Source organism: Bradyrhizobium elkanii USDA 76 (assembly GCF_023278185.1).
GTDB lineage: Bacteria > Pseudomonadota > Alphaproteobacteria > Rhizobiales > Xanthobacteraceae > Bradyrhizobium > Bradyrhizobium elkanii.
This window is the reverse complement of sequence record NZ_CP066356.1, coordinates 6013966-6028588: the sequence shown is the minus strand read 5'-3', so window position 1 is coordinate 6028588 and position 14623 is coordinate 6013966. Positions and strand designations below refer to the sequence as shown.

At 65.5% G+C, this 14623-nt stretch carries 15 protein-coding genes and 1 riboswitch; of the genes, 6 read left to right on the top strand and 9 right to left on the bottom strand.

Annotated elements, in window-relative coordinates:
* Nucleotides 1-23 precede the first annotated feature (23 nt).
* From chvE to mmsB, 3 genes are all read left to right on the top strand, one after another.
* Complete coding sequence (gene chvE / locus JEY66_RS29235; protein WP_018270798.1) at nt 24-1097, top strand: multiple monosaccharide ABC transporter substrate-binding protein; 1074 nt, start codon at nt 24-26, stop codon at nt 1095-1097.
* A gap of 66 nt (nt 1098-1163) precedes the next feature.
* A complete protein-coding gene (mmsA, locus tag JEY66_RS29230) occupies nt 1164-2744 on the top strand; it encodes a multiple monosaccharide ABC transporter ATP-binding protein (protein WP_018270799.1) in 1581 nt (526 codons plus the stop codon).
* Entirely contained in the window at nt 2741-3931 is a 1191-nt protein-coding gene (gene mmsB / locus JEY66_RS29225) for a multiple monosaccharide ABC transporter permease (protein ID WP_018270800.1), read from the top strand. Before mmsA ends, mmsB begins: the two co-directional genes overlap by 4 nt.
* 110 nt (nt 3932-4041) lie before the next feature.
* Here the strand turns inward: mmsB and JEY66_RS29220 are convergent, their stop codons facing one another.
* Together JEY66_RS29220 and JEY66_RS29215 are read right to left on the bottom strand one after the other, a co-directional pair.
* Nucleotides 4042-5445 carry a glycosyltransferase family 87 protein gene (locus JEY66_RS29220; RefSeq protein ID WP_157183444.1) on the bottom strand — a complete coding sequence of 468 codons (1404 nt, stop codon included), beginning with the start codon at nt 5443-5445 and terminating at the stop codon, nt 4042-4044.
* A 397-nt stretch (nt 5446-5842) separates the two neighbouring features.
* Nucleotides 5843-6769 carry a GlxA family transcriptional regulator gene (locus JEY66_RS29215; RefSeq protein WP_018270802.1) on the bottom strand — a complete coding sequence of 309 codons (927 nt, stop codon included), beginning with the start codon at nt 6767-6769 and terminating at the stop codon, nt 5843-5845.
* A gap of 121 nt (nt 6770-6890) precedes the next feature.
* Here JEY66_RS29215 and JEY66_RS29210 point away from each other — a divergent pair, with 121 nt between their 5' ends.
* Nucleotides 6891-7718 carry a dienelactone hydrolase family protein gene (locus tag JEY66_RS29210; protein ID WP_016845663.1) on the top strand — a complete coding sequence of 276 codons (828 nt, stop codon included), beginning with the start codon at nt 6891-6893 and terminating at the stop codon, nt 7716-7718.
* On the opposite strand, the gene JEY66_RS29205 is transcribed toward JEY66_RS29210, so the two are convergent.
* Genes JEY66_RS29205 through cobU form a run of 5 tightly spaced genes read right to left on the bottom strand, consistent with a single transcriptional unit; the run spans nt 7701 to nt 10154 of the window.
* Nucleotides 7701-8447, bottom strand: a complete 747-nt coding sequence (locus tag JEY66_RS29205) for a CbtA family protein (RefSeq protein ID WP_018270803.1) — start codon at nt 8445-8447, stop codon at nt 7701-7703. The two genes, JEY66_RS29210 and JEY66_RS29205, sit on opposite strands and share 18 nt — an antisense overlap.
* Nucleotides 8448-8457: 10 nt before the next feature.
* Nucleotides 8458-8667, bottom strand: a complete 210-nt coding sequence (locus JEY66_RS29200) for a CbtB domain-containing protein (RefSeq protein WP_038376083.1) — start codon at nt 8665-8667, stop codon at nt 8458-8460.
* Nucleotides 8664-9008 carry a hypothetical protein gene (locus JEY66_RS29195; RefSeq protein WP_051110090.1) on the bottom strand — a complete coding sequence of 115 codons (345 nt, stop codon included), beginning with the start codon at nt 9006-9008 and terminating at the stop codon, nt 8664-8666. Before JEY66_RS29195 ends, JEY66_RS29200 begins: the two co-directional genes overlap by 4 nt.
* The gene (gene bluB, locus JEY66_RS29190; RefSeq protein WP_026192560.1) at nt 8986-9618 is read right to left on the bottom strand and encodes a 5,6-dimethylbenzimidazole synthase; all 633 of its coding nucleotides are present in this window, start codon (nt 9616-9618) and stop codon (nt 8986-8988) included. Before bluB ends, JEY66_RS29195 begins: the two co-directional genes overlap by 23 nt.
* Before the next feature lie 32 nt (nt 9619-9650).
* Nucleotides 9651-10154 (bottom strand): bifunctional adenosylcobinamide kinase/adenosylcobinamide-phosphate guanylyltransferase, encoded by a 504-nt coding sequence (cobU, locus tag JEY66_RS29185; protein WP_018270805.1) that lies wholly within the window; start codon nt 10152-10154, stop codon nt 9651-9653.
* Between the two features lie 148 nt (nt 10155-10302).
* Between cobU and cbiB the strand changes: the two genes are divergently transcribed.
* Together cbiB and cobD are read left to right on the top strand one after the other, a co-directional pair.
* A complete protein-coding gene (gene cbiB, locus JEY66_RS29180; protein WP_026192561.1) occupies nt 10303-11244 on the top strand; it encodes an adenosylcobinamide-phosphate synthase CbiB in 942 nt (313 codons plus the stop codon).
* 11 nt (nt 11245-11255) lie between these two features.
* Complete coding sequence (gene cobD / locus JEY66_RS29175) at nt 11256-12221, top strand: threonine-phosphate decarboxylase CobD (protein ID WP_018270807.1); 966 nt, start codon at nt 11256-11258, stop codon at nt 12219-12221.
* Here cobD and JEY66_RS29170 read toward each other — a convergent pair.
* Nucleotides 12218-13666 (bottom strand): cobyric acid synthase, encoded by a 1449-nt coding sequence (locus JEY66_RS29170; protein WP_018270808.1) that lies wholly within the window; start codon nt 13664-13666, stop codon nt 12218-12220. The genes cobD and JEY66_RS29170 overlap by 4 nt on opposite strands.
* Nucleotides 13667-13677: 11 nt before the next feature.
* Nucleotides 13678-14331, bottom strand: a complete 654-nt coding sequence (gene cobO / locus JEY66_RS29165; protein WP_018270809.1) for a cob(I)yrinic acid a,c-diamide adenosyltransferase — start codon at nt 14329-14331, stop codon at nt 13678-13680.
* A 36-nt stretch (nt 14332-14367) separates the two neighbouring features.
* A riboswitch (cobalamin riboswitch) is annotated at nt 14368-14582 on the top strand.
* Nucleotides 14583-14623: the final 41 nt, after the last annotated feature.

Sequence of the window (14623 nt, the reverse complement as noted above, 5' to 3'; positions counted from 1 at the left end):
CAAAGAAAACGAGGGAGTGAAGCATGTTCAAATTGAAGACCAGCTTGTTTGCGCTCGCGCTGGCCGGCCTTGCCGCGACGGTGTCGGATCGCGACGCCATGGCCCAGAGCAAGCCGACCATCGGCATCGCGATGCCGACCAAATCCTCGGCACGCTGGATCGACGACGGCAACAACATGGTCAAGGTGCTGAAGGAGCGCGGCTACGGCACCGATCTGCAATATGCCGAAGACGACATTCCGAACCAGCTCTCCCAGGTCGAGAACATGGTGACCAAGGGTGCCAAGGTGCTGGTCATCGCCGCCATCGACGGCACCACCTTGTCCGATGTCTTGAAGCAGGCCAAGGCCCAGGGCATCACGGTGATTGCCTATGACCGTCTGATCCGCGACACCCCCAATGTCGACTATTACGCGACCTTCGACAATTTCCAGGTCGGCGTGTTGCAGGCCCAGTCGATCGAGAACGCGCTCGGGCTCAAGGAGGGCAAGGGGCCCTTCAACATCGAACTGTTCGGCGGTTCGCCCGACGACAACAATGCGTACTTCTTCTACGACGGCGCGATGTCGGTGTTGAAGCCCTATATCGACAGCGGCAAGCTCGTGGTCGGCAGCGGCCAGACGGGCATGAACAAGGTCGCGACGCTGCGCTGGGACGGCGCGACCGCGCAGGCGCGGATGGACAACCTGCTCAGTGCGTTCTACGGCAAGAAGCGCGTCGATGCGGTGCTGTCGCCCTATGACGGCCTGTCGATCGGCATCATCTCCTCGCTGAAGAGCGTTGGTTACGGCAGCAAGGACCAGCCGATGCCGTACATCAGCGGGCAGGATGCCGAAGTCCCCTCGATCAAGGCGATGCTGCGCGGCGAGCAATATTCGACCATCTTCAAGGATACCCGCGACCTCGCCAAGGTGACGGCCGACATGGTCGACGCCGTGTTGAGCAAGAAGGACGTCAGCGTCAACGATACCAAGACCTACAACAACGGGGTCAAGGTGGTTCCGTCCTATCTCCTCAAGCCGGTCGTGGTGGATAAGACCAATTGGGAGAAAGTCCTGATTGACAGCGGCTATTACAAGCGCTCGCAATTCGACTAGGGCTGACAGGCGGGTGAGCGGCGGCGAACCGCGCCGGGGACGATCGACGCTGCGGGACATGATCCGATGACGGCAATGCTTGAGATGCGCGGCGTCAGCAAGAGCTTTGCCGGCGTGCAGGCGCTGCGCGAGGTCAGCTTCACCGTCGAGGCCGGGCAGATCCATGCGCTGGTCGGCGAAAACGGCGCCGGCAAGTCGACCTTGATGAAGGTGCTGAGCGGGGTCTATCCGGCAGGAAGCTACGATGGATCGATCGTGTTCGACGGCGAGGAGCGGCGCTTCCGCGACATCAACGACAGCGAGGCGCTCGGGATCATCATCATCCATCAGGAGCTGGCGCTGATCCCGCTGATGTCGATTGCCGAGAACATCTTCCTGTCGCATCCGCCGTCGCGGTTCGGCGTCATCGACCGCAACGCGGTGCATAGGCGGACCGCCGAACTGTTGGCGCAGGTCGGCTTGCGGGAACCGCCGGACACGCTGGTCACCGACCTCGGCGTCGGCAAGCAGCAGCTTGTGGAGATCGCCAAGGCGCTGTCCAAGCGGGTGCGCCTCCTGATCCTCGACGAGCCGACCGCAAGCCTCAACGAGGCCGACAGCGCCGCCTTGCTCGAGCGGCTCCTGGCCTTCCGCGAGCAGGGCATTGCCTCGATCCTGATCTCGCACAAGCTGAACGAGGTTGCGCGCGTCGCCGACCGCATCACGGTGCTGCGCGACGGCCGCACCGTCGACAGCATCGACTGCCGGACCGAGCGCATCGAGGAGGACCGCATCATCCGCAGCATGGTCGACCGCGATCTCGCGCACCGCTTCCCCGAGCGGAAGGCGGAGATCGGCGAACCCGTGATGACGGTGGAGAACTGGTCGGTGTATCACCCGCTGCATCCCGAGCGGCAGGTGATCAAAAACGTCGACTTCACGCTACGCCGCGGCGAGGTGGTCGGCATCGCCGGCCTGATGGGCGCCGGCCGCACTGAGTTCGCGATGAGCTTGTTCGGCCGCGCCTGGGGTACCAACGTCTCTGGCAAGGTCCGCCTCGATGGACGCGAGGCCGATCTGTCCAGCGTGCCGGCCGCGATCGATGCCGGCATCGCCTATGTCACGGAAGACCGCAAGCAGCTCGGGCTGATCCTTGCCGCCGACGTCCGCAAGAACGTGACGGTGGCGAGCCTGCGCCAGGTGTCGGAGCGCGGCGTGATCGACGATGTCGCCGAGCTGAAAGCTGCGAGCGACTACCGCACCCGGATGCGGATCCGCTGTTCCGACGTCTACCAGGCGACCAGCGATCTCTCGGGCGGCAACCAGCAGAAGGTGGTGCTGTCGAAATGGCTGATGACCGATCCGAGGGTGCTGCTGCTGGACGAGCCGACGCGCGGGATCGACGTCGGGGCCAAATACGAGATCTACTCCATCATCAACGAGCTGGCGGAGGCCGGCAGGGGCGTCGTGGTGATCTCCTCGGAGATGCCCGAGCTGCTCGGCATCTGCGACCGGATCTGCGTGATGAATGACGGCGCCTTCGTCGGCGAGTTCGCAAGGCACGATGCGACGCAGGAGAAGATCATGCGCGCCATCATGCGCAATGTCAGAATGTCCGAACGCGGCGCCGACGAAGGGGCGGCACGCGCCGGAGGAGGGGCGCCATGACCGACAAGACGGTATCACTTTCCGAGACCCCCAGGCATTCCGGCTTCATCAAGAACAATCTGCGCAACTACGGCATGCTGCTGTCGCTGCTCGCGATCATGCTGTTCTTCGAGATCGTGACCGACGGCACGCTGTTGCAGCCGCTCAACCTCACCAATCTTGTGCTGCAGAACAGCTACATCGTCATCATGGCGCTCGGCATGCTGCTGGTGATCGTCACCGGGCACATCGATCTTTCGGTCGGCTCCGTCGCGGGCTTCGTCGGCGCCGTCGCGGCGGTGCTGATGGTGCGCTACCATGTCAGCTACCCGATCGCCTTCGTCGCCTGCCTTTTGGTCGGCGCCGCGATCGGCGCGGCCCAGGGCTATTGGGTGGCCTATTTCGGCATTCCGTCCTTCATCGTGACGCTGGCGGGCATGCTGGTGTTCAAGGGCCTCGCGCTTGCGGTGCTGCAGGGCCAGTCGGTCGGGCCGTTCCCGCCGACCTTCCAGAAGCTGTCGTCGGGCTTCATCCCCGAGCTGTTCCCGAGCGCCGGCACGCTCTATCCGACGTCGCTCGCGATCGGCATCGTGCTGGCGTTTGTCCTGGTCCTGGCCACCGCCAGGAGCCGGGCGCGCGAGCAGGCGCACGGCATCGCCGTCGAGCCCTACGCATTTTTCATCGTCAAGAGCATCGCGCTGGCGGGCGCGGTGCTCTACTTCACCTATCTGATCGCCTCGCATCGCGGCCTGCCCAACGTGCTCGTGATCATGACCGCCTTGATCGCGCTCTATGGCTTCGTCACGCGGCGGACGGTGATCGGGCGGCAGATCTACGCGGTGGGCGGCAATGCCAAGGCGGCGAAACTGTCGGGCGTCAAGACCGAACGGCTCACCTTCTTCACCTTCGTCAACATGGGCGTGCTGGCCGCGCTCGCCGGGCTGGTGTTCGCAGCCCGGCTCAACACCGCGACGCCGAAGGCCGGTCTCGGCTTCGAGCTCGATGTGATCGCCGCCTGCTTCATTGGCGGTGCGTCGGCCTATGGCGGTGTCGGCCGGGTCGGCGGCGCGGTGGTCGGTGCCATGATCATGGGCGTCATGAACAACGGCATGTCGATCCTCGGTATCGGCATCGATTATCAGCAAGTGATCAAGGGTCTCGTCCTGCTTGGCGCCGTCTGCATCGATGTCTACAACCAGCGCCGCTGACCGCCACGCAGTCACAATACCAGGGCAGGATGCCGGCGCATGTCAAACGGCTTGTTCGCTGTCGTCCTGGCTTTCGCCGGGACGACACTGACTCTCCCCACGGAGTTGCGCTATTTTTGCTGGGGGGCTTGCGCCGTCGGGCAAATCAGGGGTTGGCCGATTTCGGCCGGAGCATCGAGGAATGGCAGATGCCTGATGCGGCGCACGACGAGGATGGCAACTGCCGCAGCGGCGATCGGTGCCAGTTGCAGGCCGTTGGCGCCCGCAGGCACCATCGCGAACGGCGTCAAATAAAGCGCAGCGAGAGCGATGCGTTCGTAGGGCAGCCAGCCCTGCGCAAGCGCCTGCGCGATCAGCCACGCGCCCGGGATCGCCAGGATCACGACCTCATAGTTGCCGAGCGACGGCACGCACAGGCCGGTCATCGCCACCATCAGCGCGATCTCGGCGGCGCCGCCGGGACGTTTTCGCAGCACCAGGATCAGGACGGTGATCGCGATCGCGGCCGCGGTCACCTGGACGAACCAGGCCGTGCTGCTGGATCCGCCGGCCAGCCTGATCGCGGCATAGGGACTGGCGAACTTCTCGAAACCGGGGCCGCCGCCGAGGCTCCAGGCGCTCGCCTCCGGCAGAACCGCAACGAACTTGATCCACGGGTCGATCCCGAAGACGGCGGTGGCCGCCAGCACAAGCACGAGCGTCGTTGCGGCCGCTGCAGCGAGCGCGTGCCAGCGCCGCGCCAGGATCAGCACCAGCGGCGCAAGCAGGGCGATCTGCGGCTTGTAGCTGAAGCAGCCGAGCAGCACGCCGGCGATCACCGGATAGCGGTCCAGCGTGGCGGCCGATCCGCCGAGCAGGGCCGCCGAGAACAGCGAATTCTGTCCGAACAGCGCGCACACCCACACGGCGGGAAAGGCGAGCGCGGGAACGACGGAGCCGCGCTCGAGCATGGCTCTCACCGCGGCTGCATAGGCGGCGCCGGTCGTGACAATCCAGATGACGGCGGCCGTTGCAAAGGGAACCAGTGCGAAGGGCAGCCAGAACAGCAGCGACGTCGGCGGGTAGAAGAACGGTGCGTAGGTGTTCTGACCGAGCACGGCGGCTACGGCGGCGCGGCCCGTGTCGCCATAGGCGTCGCCGGCGCGGCCTTCGAGCGCGAGCTTTGCCGCCGTCCAGAACGCCGCGAAATCATGGCCGACATCCATCGTCGGCGCAGCCCATGGGATGATCGCGATGCAGCCGATGAACAGGACGAGAAATACGCGGGTGAAGGCGGTGACACGGTCAGCCGTGAGCCAGTCGGCCTCACGCAGCGCGGAGACCAGCGCGCCCGCGCCGGTCCGCGGTGAATGCGCGATTGCCGTTTGCGGCTGACTTGCGGACGCGCTTGACATCCGGCCGATAGTTGCGCGCGGCATCACAGCGCCACGATCCGCGTCATTCGCCGCGAGGTGACGCGCGGCGTCATCAGCGAAGGCCAGCCTGTGTCCCTCGAGGTCCGACTTCTGCGACATCGGCCGCTTCATCCCAATCGCGTCGTGCACGCGCAACATTTGGATCAAATCGTCTAAGGTTGCGTAAACCCGATCGTTGCAATTGGCCGCGGCGCGATCGGAACCGATGATCGACATTGCCCTTGTCCGCGGCCTGTCACGCCGGGCATGGTAAATGAACCCGCAACGCCGGCGGAGCGCGCGGCGTTGGATGCGGCGCCCGACGGTCAAGTTCCGCGTTGCCTTCACGGGCCGCCGCGCCGCGCGCGGCCTTGCAAAGGATTCTGGCGTGGCCCGCCGAAAAGGTGCTGATGGCCCATGGAACGCCAGTCGAAAAGGATGCGCCGGCATTCTTGCGCCGCGCATTCGCGTGGCTCTCGGCGTGATGATTTCATCGCGGATGCGGCATCGTTGCGGATCAACCGGCTGAGCGGAAATGCCGCGGCGAATGCCGCGTTTCGCGCCGGATCAGCCGGCGGAGGGTCGATGGCTCGGCATATCCAACCTTGCCCGCGATCTCTTCGACGGAAAGCCGCGTGGTCTCGAGCAGCGACCGCGCCGTCTCGATCCTGATGCGTTGCACGAATTGAATGGGCGACACGCCGCAGATCGACTCGAGCCGTCTGGCAAATGTCCGTGGCGCCAGCGCGACGGCAGCGGCGACGTCCCCGATCGTGAAGTCGCGCGCTATGTTGCTGCGCACCCATTTCTCGGCCCTGGCGACCTTGGGGTCCTGGCTGGCAAGATAATTGATCGCCATGAATGGCGCCTGCGAATGCCGCTCGCCGAGCAGCAGGTAATTGGCGCAGCCCTTGGCGAGCGCCGGGCTGCCGAAACGCGTGATCACCGCTAGCATCAGGTCCATCTGCGCCATCGCCGCGCCGGCGGTTGCGATCGGCCAGTCGGCCACCACCATCCGCTCCGTCATCAGCTCGACACTCGGATAGCGTTGCCGAAACAGCGGCGCGAACCACCATGTGGTTGTCGCTCGCTTGCCGTCGAGCAGGCCGGTCTCCGCCAGCAGGAAGCTGCTGGCGCATGACGCGGCGAGCATCGCGCCGTTCGCGAACGCCGTGACCAGCATGTCGCGGGCGTGCCGACATGCCGGTGTCGCCAGCTTCCGCTCCAGTTCGCTGGCCGATGCCGAGCCGAGTCCGGGAACGATGACGAGGTCGGCGCCGCGCAATCGGCCGGCGTGCCGCCTCGGCCCATAACGCAGCGTTGTCACCTCAAAGCGCGCGCGCTTCGTCGTGCTGATCCGGTTGGCGATGGCCAGCACGTCGTGGGTGATGGCGGCCGCCGACGCGAGGCAGCCGTCGATCTCGACAACCGCGACCTTGGTCATGTCGTAAAATTGGTCATGTCATAAAATCCGCGATCAATGTCATTTTTGACACTAGCTGCCGGGCCGGAAAATCGCAACTCTGACGCCGAGACGCTGCCGATCACGATCAGGAGGACCGCCGATGCCGAACCGGCCGATGACCCAGGACGATCCGCTCGAGGATTTCGAGCGCCGCCAGATTACCCTCGATGGTGCCGGCAAGACCGTCCATGTTGGCGGCGCAGGTCCTGCGGTGATCGTGATGGCGGAGATGCCGGGCATCAGCCCGCATGTGGCCCGCTTCGCCCGCTGGGTTCGCGATGCCGGATTCACCGTCTATATGCCGTCGCTGTTCGGCCGTGACGGCGCTATTGCAAGCGCGGAGGAGGGGGCCGCGGTGTTTCAGCGCGCCTGCGTCAGCGCGGAGTTTCGTGCGATGGCCGCAAACCAGTCGAGTCCCGTGACGCAATGGCTGCGTGCGCTGGCGCGATTTGCCCATGGCGAATGCGGCGGTCCCGGCGTCGGGGCCATCGGGATGTGCTTTACCGGCAATTTCGCGCTCACCATGATGCTGGAGCCGTCGATGCTGGCGCCGGTGCTTTCGCAGCCGTCATTGCCGTTGAACGATCCGGCGGGCATCGAGATCGCGCCGGAGCAGGTCAAAGCGGTGCGCGAGCGGCTGGAGCGCGAAGACCTGACCGTGCTGGCGTATCGCTTTGAGGGTGACAAGTTCTGCATGGCGCAGCGCTTTGCGGCCTATCGCGAGGCGCTCGGCGACCGATTCATCGGGCGAGTGCTTCCCGACAGCGCGGCAAACCGCGATGTGCCGCCGTTCTTCCGGCATTTCGTCACGACACCGCACAGCGTCGTGACGGTGCATCTGATTGACGAGGCCGGCCAGCCGACCATCGCGGCCCGCGATGAGATAACGGCGTTTTTCAGGCAGCGGCTGTCAACCGCGAGCGGATGAGCCCGGCCGATCGAAATAGGCGAATGCGGCGCTCGTCAGGCTGCCCAGCAGGGACCAGAACACCAGGCTGGTCAGCGTGACGGCGACCACGAACTGATGCGACAGGGACGAAGGCACGTTGGTCTCGACATGCTGCAGCTCGGGCGCGCCGATCAGATGCGGTAGCATGATCAGGACCACGCCGGCGATGGCGGCCGGCATCGAACGCCGGAACACGATCAGTCCGAGGCCGGCTGCGGTCGCCAGCACCGCCGTCACCCACCAGATCTGACGCGAGAGCAGCGGAGCGGTGGGGACGCCCGGCAATTCAGGCGGCAGTCCGAGGCCCGGAGCGATGGTGAAGACGGCAAAACCCGCAAGGCCCCACATCAAGCCTTCATGCCACGAGATCTGCTCGCCGGTCGCGCCGCTGCGAACCGCGAGGAAGCCGCCGAGCAGAAGCGCAAAGCCGATCGCGGTCAGGATGTTTGCCCCCGCGGTATAGACGTTGCGTTCCAGACCGTCGCGCGGCTCCCAGGCCTCCGCAGCATGATCATGATCCGCATGATCATGGACGAGGATCGCCTGCGGTGGCGCGGCGGCTTCGTGCTTGTGCGCGGCCGTCTTCTCATAGACCTCGGCCCTGAGGATCAGGGGAACGGTGCCGAATTGCTGGACCGCGGTGACGATCAGGCCGACGATGAACCCGGCAATGACTGACGAGAAGACGATCGAGCGAAACGTGCTCATGCAAAGGCGGTCAGTGGCAGGGGAAGGCGTTGGAATGGCGCACGTCATGCGCGGCGTTGTGGATCACGTCGATGTGCGAGAAGCCGACCACGCCGACGATGAACAGGCCGAGCGTCATGGCCATCAACGACTGCGCAAGCCGTCCGACCTGTCGGGTAGCGATCGGCAGCGTGACCTGAGCTTGAGTAACCTGGGTTTGCGCGGTCTGGGACTGGCTCATGGTCGTTCTCCACATTCGATTTGATCGGCTTCTAGCAGCTTTCGGGTGATGTCGCGACTGGTAAGATGCAAATTTGTTCCAAGGGGAATGCGCTTGCGCTCGATCTTGGCGCGTGCGGCTGCCTTGAAGGCTTGTTCAAATCGCCTGAAATGGGCGAGACATGCGTCCGCCGTCGGATCGGTGCCAAGCAGCGTGCGAAAGGCGCCCCGATGCACCGCGCAGATGGCGCGGTGCTCCGGGACGGGAAAGACCAGCGAGGCGATGTCGGCGCGCCAGTGCGCGTCACAGCTTGAGGTGCGGTCGCCGGCAGGGGCCCGGTCAGCGTCGGATGGTGAATTCATCCGGACCTCGCCGCGATTCCCACTTGGCCTGTTCGAGCTCCGGACGGTCGCATTCGGTCTGGGGGTAACCGATGCAGAGATAGCCGATAAATTTCCAGGAGTGCGGGATTTCCAGAACGTCATGAATGCGTTCTGGATTGAGGATCGATACCCAGCCGATGCCGATGCCTTCGGCGCGCGCGGCAAGCCACATCGAGCAGATCGCGGCCACCACGGAATATTCCGACGTCTCCGGCATCGTCGCGCGGCCGAGACCGGCGCCGATCTGGTCGGTCTTCTCGGCAAACACGGCGAGATGGCCCGGCGCTTCCTCCAGGCCTGATAATTTCAACGCGGCATATTTGGCGGCACGCTCGCCCGAATAGGACCGCAGCGCATCGGCGTTGCAGGCCCTGAAGTCGTCGATGACGGCGCGGCGTCGTGCCTCGTCGTCGACAATGACGAACCGCCAGGGCTGGCTCAGGCCGACCGAAGGCGACAGGCAGGCGATCTCGATCAGCCGCTCGATCGTGCCATCCGGCAGCGGATCGGCCCGGAACCGCCGCACGTCGCGCCGCCACACGAACAGTTCGTGCAGTTGGCGGCGAAACGTATCGTCGAATGAGACCATCGCGGGGCCTTTGGCAGGATCGATCTCGGACTTCATTTAAGCTTCATTGGCAGGCCCGCAACGACGAACTCGACCTCGTCCGCGATGCCGGCGATAGTCTGGTTCATGATTCCCGCGGCGTCGCGGAAAGTCCGCGCCAATGCATTGTCCGGCACGATGCCGAGACCGACCTCGTTGGTGACCAGTACGACCGGGCCGTGCTGGCGCGACAGCGCATCCGCCAGCCGCGTCACTTCCTGCGACCAGTCGCGCCCGGCATGCAGCAGATTGGATAGCCAGAGCGTCAGACAATCGACCAGCCTCGCGCCGCCGCCATCGGTCTCGGACAGCACTTCAACGAGATCGAGCGGCACCTCGCGCTCGATCCAGTCGCTGCCGCGCCGCGCGCGATGCTTGGCGATCCGCTCATTCATTTCCGCATCGAGTGCCTCGGCGGTCGCGATATAGACCGGCTGTCCCGGAAAGCTGCGCGCACGAAGTTCGGCGCGTCGGCTTTTGCCGGACCGGGCTCCCCCCGTGATCAGAATGACGGCCATATCATCTCCTGTGCGACCGGTACGCACGTCGTTCACAAACGCTCTAACCACCAATCGCGGAGAAAGACAAAGCCGAAATCCGTCCCGGAGGGCTTGCGCTCGGCCGATGTCTTGCGCATCAGGGGGATCGCGGCGAGGAGAGGGTTGCGTGGGTTTTGCGGGAGCGATGGCGGTGGCGATGGCGGTGGATGCCTTGATCGGCTGGCCGGCGTGGCTGTTTGCCCGCATCGGCCATCCCGTGAGCTGGCTCGGCCGGCTGATCCATCTTGTCGACAGCGCATGGAACCGCGCCTCCGATCCGCCGGCGTTTCGGCGCGGGGCTGGCATTGCGGCTGCGATCCTCGTGATCGCGCTGGTGATCGCGCTCGGTTGGACCGTTCAGTCCGTGCTCGCATCCGGATGGGTTCGCGTTGTCCTCGTCGGTGTCCTGGCATGGCCGCTGGTTGCCGCGCGTTCGCTGCATGACCATGTCGCCGCGGTGGCAAATCCTCTTCTATCCGGCGACATCACAGCCGCGCGTTCGGCGGTCGCGCAAATTGTCGGGCGTGATCCGGCGACGCTCGACGACGCCGGCATCGCGCGCGCCACCATCGAGAGCCTCGCCGAGAATGCATCCGACGGCATCGTGGCGCCGGTGTTCTGGGGCGCGCTGTTCGGCCTGCCGGGGATCCTTGGCTACAAGGCGATCAACACACTGGACTCCATGATCGGTCATCGCACCGAGCGGCACGAAGCCTTTGGCTGGGCGGCCGCCCGGATCGACGATCTCGCCAATCTCGTTCCAGCGCGGTTGACGGGTCTTCTGTTCGTGCTGCTCGCGCCGAACCGTTCGCAGGCGTGGTCATGCATGTTGCGCGATGCGCGGCGGCATCGCTCGCCGAATGCCGGCTGGCCGGAAGCCGCGATGGCCGGCGCGCTCGGCGTCCGGCTCAGCGGTCCCCGCATCTATCACGGTCACATCGCCGATGAGCCCTGGCTGAACGAGGGGGCGCGCGATCCGGCTGGTGCTGACGTCCTCACCGGGCTGAAACTCTATCGCTACGCCATGGTGCTGTTGGCTGCGGCGTTCGTCGCCCTGGCGCTGGCGTGAAGGAGCGACGCATGCGGGAGCACGGCGGGAATCTTGATGTCGCCCAGCAGCGCTTCGGCGGCGCCGCGGACGACTGGATCGACCTGTCGACCGGGATTAATCGGGTGCCGTATCCCCTGGTCGATGTCGAGCCGCGGCACTGGAGCGCGTTGCCGTCGCGATCCGATCTTGAATCGCTGCACGCCGCCGCGCGGCAGCCCTACGGCACCGACGCACCGATGGTGGCGATGGGCGGTGCGCAGGCCGCCATTCAGTTGCTGCCGCATCTGGCGCTCAAGGGGCGGGCGCGGATCCTGGCGCCGACCTACAATGAGTATGCCGCGGTGTTGTCGGCCGCCGGCTGGGACGTCGCCGAGATGTCCGATCTCGCCGCGCTCGCGGGAGCGGACATTGCCGTCGTCGTCAATCCGAACAATCCCGATGGACGACGCCACGACCGGCAGGAGTTGCTGGCGCTGTTGCCGCGCGTTGGCCGGCTCGTCATCGACGAGAGTTTTGTGGACGCCGTTCCTGACCTGTCTCTTGCACCGGAAGCAGGACGCGCCGGGCTCCTGATCCTGCGCTCATTCGGCAAGTTTTACGGACTTGCCGGCTTGCGGCTCGGCTTCGCTGTCGGCAGCGAGGCAGACATCGCCGCGCTTGCCGCGATGGCGGGCCCATGGCCGGTTTCGGGCGCCGCGATTGCGATCGGACGGCGCGCGTTGCTCGATCGCGACTGGGCCAAGGCCACGGCCGCGCGGCTCGCGGACGACTGCGTCAGGCTCGACGCGGCGGCGCGATCGCAGGGCTGGACGCTGCTCGGCGGCACGCTGTTGTTCCGGCTCTACGAGACCGGCGATGCGTTGGCCGCGCAGGCGAAGCTTGCGCGTGCACAGATCTGGTCGCGGGTTTTCCAGCAGAAACCGGGATGGCTGCGCCTCGGCTTGCCGGGCAGCGAGGCCGAATGGTCTCGTCTTTCCGCCGTGCTGCCCGTTTAACGCACCAGCGCGAGCAGGCCGTCGACATCGAGATGGGTCTCGATGTGCTTGGCAAGCGCATCGAGTGCGGTCTCGACCCTGGCGCCGTAGGGCTGATCAGCCGCCGCGATGTCGAGTTGCGCGAGGAAAGCCTTGCGAAATTCGTCCGAGGCGAACAGGCCGTGCAGATAGCTGCCGTGAACGCGCCCGTTGGCAGAAACCGCGCCCTCAGCCGTACCGTCGAGTGATGCAAAAGGCCGCGCGCGATCGGGGCCATCGGTGCGGCCGATATGGATCTCGTAGGCGCTGATCGGCTGGCTGGTCGCGGCATGCACCGCGCTGACGCGCGTCAGCGTCTTCTGTTCGGTCATGGTGGTCGTGACATCGAGCAGCCCGAGACCGCGCGTTTCGCCGGCAGGACCTTCGATCCCATCGGGATCGGCGACGCTGTGTCCGAGCATCTGGTAGCCGCCGCACAGGCCGAGGACATGGCCGCCGCGGCGATGATGCGCCAGGAGGTCGATGTCCCAGCCCTGCGCGCGCAGGAAGGCGAGATCGCCGCGGGTCGATTTCGAGCCGGGCAGGATGACGAGCTTCGCATCACCCGGGATGGCTTCGCCTGGACGTACCATCACGAGATCGACGCCGGGCTCGAGCTTCAGCGGATCGAGGTCGTCGAAATTGGCGATCCGCGACAGCGCCAGGAACGCGATCTTGCACTGACCGGGCTTGCGTGCCTCGCCGAGCCCGAGCGCATCTTCGGCCGGAAGTTCGCCGGCACGGACGAACCAGGGCAGCACGCCAAAGCCGCGCCAGGCGGTGCGGGCTTCGATCAGGCGGTAGCCGTCGTCGAACAATGTCGGATCGCCGCGGAATTTGTTGATGACAAAGCCCTGGATCATCGCGGCATCATCAGGATCGATCACCGTCTTGATGCCGACGAGCTGCGCGATCACGCCGCCGCGGTCGATGTCGCCGACCAGCACCACCGGCACGTCGGCCCGGCGTGCAAAGCCCATATTGGCGATGTCGGCTTTGCGTAAGTTGACCTCGGCGGGGCTGCCGGCGCCCTCCACCAGCACCAGATCGGCGCGCTGCTTCAGGCGCGCAAAACTCTCCAGCACCGCGCCCATCAGCGACGGTTTCATGCCGGCATATTCGCGCGCGCGTGCGGTGGCGATCCGTTTGCCGTGCACGATGATCTGGGCGCCGACATCGCTCTCGGGCTTGAGCAGCACCGGGTTCATGTCGGTGTGCGGCTCGACGCCGGCGGCAAGCGCCTGCACGGCCTGCGCGCGGCCGATCTCGCCGCCGTCGACGGTCACGGCCGCATTGTTCGACATGTTCTGCGGCTTGAACGGCAGCACGCGCAGGCCGCGCCGTCTGGCCGCGCGCGCAAGGCCGGCGACGATGAGCGATTTGCCCACGTCCGAGCCGGCTCCCTGGATCATCAATGCGCGCCCCATGGTGCTGTCTGTCAGAACTCGACGCCTGGCTGGGCCTTGATGCCGGAGCGGAACGGATGCTTCACCAGCGTCATCTCGGTGACGAGATCGGCGATCTCGATCAGTTCGTCCTTGGCGTTGCGCCCGGTGAGCACGACATGGGTCATCGGCGGCTTCGACGTCGTCAGGAAGTCGACGACATCGGCGATCGCGAGATAATCGTAGCGTAGCGCGATGTTGATCTCGTCGAGCACGACCATGCGCAGGCTCGGGTCTGCGATCAGCTGCTTGGCCTTCTCCCAGCCCGCTTGCGCTGCCGCGATGTCGCGGGCGCGATCCTGCGTCTCCCAGGTAAAGCCTTCGCCCATCGCGTGAAACTGACAGAGATCGCCGAAATGCCCGGTAAGCAGGCGGCGCTCGCCGGTATCCCAGGCGCCCTTGATGAACTGCACCACGGCGCAGGGAAAGCCGTGCGCCACGCAGCGCACGATCATGCCGAAGGCGGAGGAGGATTTTCCTTTGCCGGCGCCGGTATGGACGATGATCAGACCCTTTTCGCCGCTCTTGGTCGCCATGATGCGGTCGCGGGCGGCCTTCTTTTTCGCCATCTTGTCCGCGTGGCGCGCATCCAGCGAAGAATCGGTGCCGATGGCGCCGTCCGCAGCGTCGTTTCCATCTGAAGTCATTACGTTCCTTCGGCTTGACAAGTGCGAGGCTTGGACGAATGGTGGTCCTGCGTTGGTTCCTGTCCTACGACAGGCGAAGAGGGAATGCGATAGGGCGATGACCGCAAGGTTCGCCCGAAGCGCAGCCGCCCCCGCGACCGTGACCGGAGAGATGCCCAAGCCACTGATTCCATATGGAGTCGGGAAGGCGGGCATCGAAGGGTAAAACCTGCTCCGCAAGCCGGGAGACCTGCCAACGCAGCATGTTGTGAGACCGGCGGACGGGGTGTTCCGCGACGGGGAACGAACCTGT

What these genes read in the sequence shown, in the direction of transcription:
- JEY66_RS29220 (WP_157183444.1), bottom strand. Translation starts at nt 5,445, where the DNA reads ATGTCGCAGAAGTCGGACCTCGAGGGACACAGGCTGGCCTTCGCTGAT.
- JEY66_RS29205 (WP_018270803.1), bottom strand. Translation starts at nt 8,447, where the DNA reads ATGAGCACGTTTCGCTCGATCGTCTTCTCGTCAGTCATTGCCGGGTTC.
- JEY66_RS29210 (WP_016845663.1), top strand. Translation starts at nt 6,891, where the DNA reads ATGCCGAACCGGCCGATGACCCAGGACGATCCGCTCGAGGATTTCGAG.
- cobD (WP_018270807.1), top strand. Translation starts at nt 11,256, where the DNA reads ATGCGGGAGCACGGCGGGAATCTTGATGTCGCCCAGCAGCGCTTCGGC.
- chvE (WP_018270798.1), top strand. Translation starts at nt 24, where the DNA reads ATGTTCAAATTGAAGACCAGCTTGTTTGCGCTCGCGCTGGCCGGCCTT.
- JEY66_RS29200 (WP_038376083.1), bottom strand. Translation starts at nt 8,667, where the DNA reads ATGAGCCAGTCCCAGACCGCGCAAACCCAGGTTACTCAAGCTCAGGTC.
- JEY66_RS29215 (WP_018270802.1), bottom strand. Translation starts at nt 6,769, where the DNA reads ATGACCAAGGTCGCGGTTGTCGAGATCGACGGCTGCCTCGCGTCGGCG.
- JEY66_RS29195 (WP_051110090.1), bottom strand. Translation starts at nt 9,008, where the DNA reads ATGAATTCACCATCCGACGCTGACCGGGCCCCTGCCGGCGACCGCACC.
- mmsB (WP_018270800.1), top strand. Translation starts at nt 2,741, where the DNA reads ATGACCGACAAGACGGTATCACTTTCCGAGACCCCCAGGCATTCCGGC.
- JEY66_RS29170 (WP_018270808.1), bottom strand. Translation starts at nt 13,666, where the DNA reads ATGGGGCGCGCATTGATGATCCAGGGAGCCGGCTCGGACGTGGGCAAA.
- cobU (WP_018270805.1), bottom strand. Translation starts at nt 10,154, where the DNA reads ATGGCCGTCATTCTGATCACGGGGGGAGCCCGGTCCGGCAAAAGCCGA.
- mmsA (WP_018270799.1), top strand. Translation starts at nt 1,164, where the DNA reads ATGACGGCAATGCTTGAGATGCGCGGCGTCAGCAAGAGCTTTGCCGGC.
- bluB (WP_026192560.1), bottom strand. Translation starts at nt 9,618, where the DNA reads ATGGTCTCATTCGACGATACGTTTCGCCGCCAACTGCACGAACTGTTC.
- cobO (WP_018270809.1), bottom strand. Translation starts at nt 14,331, where the DNA reads ATGACTTCAGATGGAAACGACGCTGCGGACGGCGCCATCGGCACCGAT.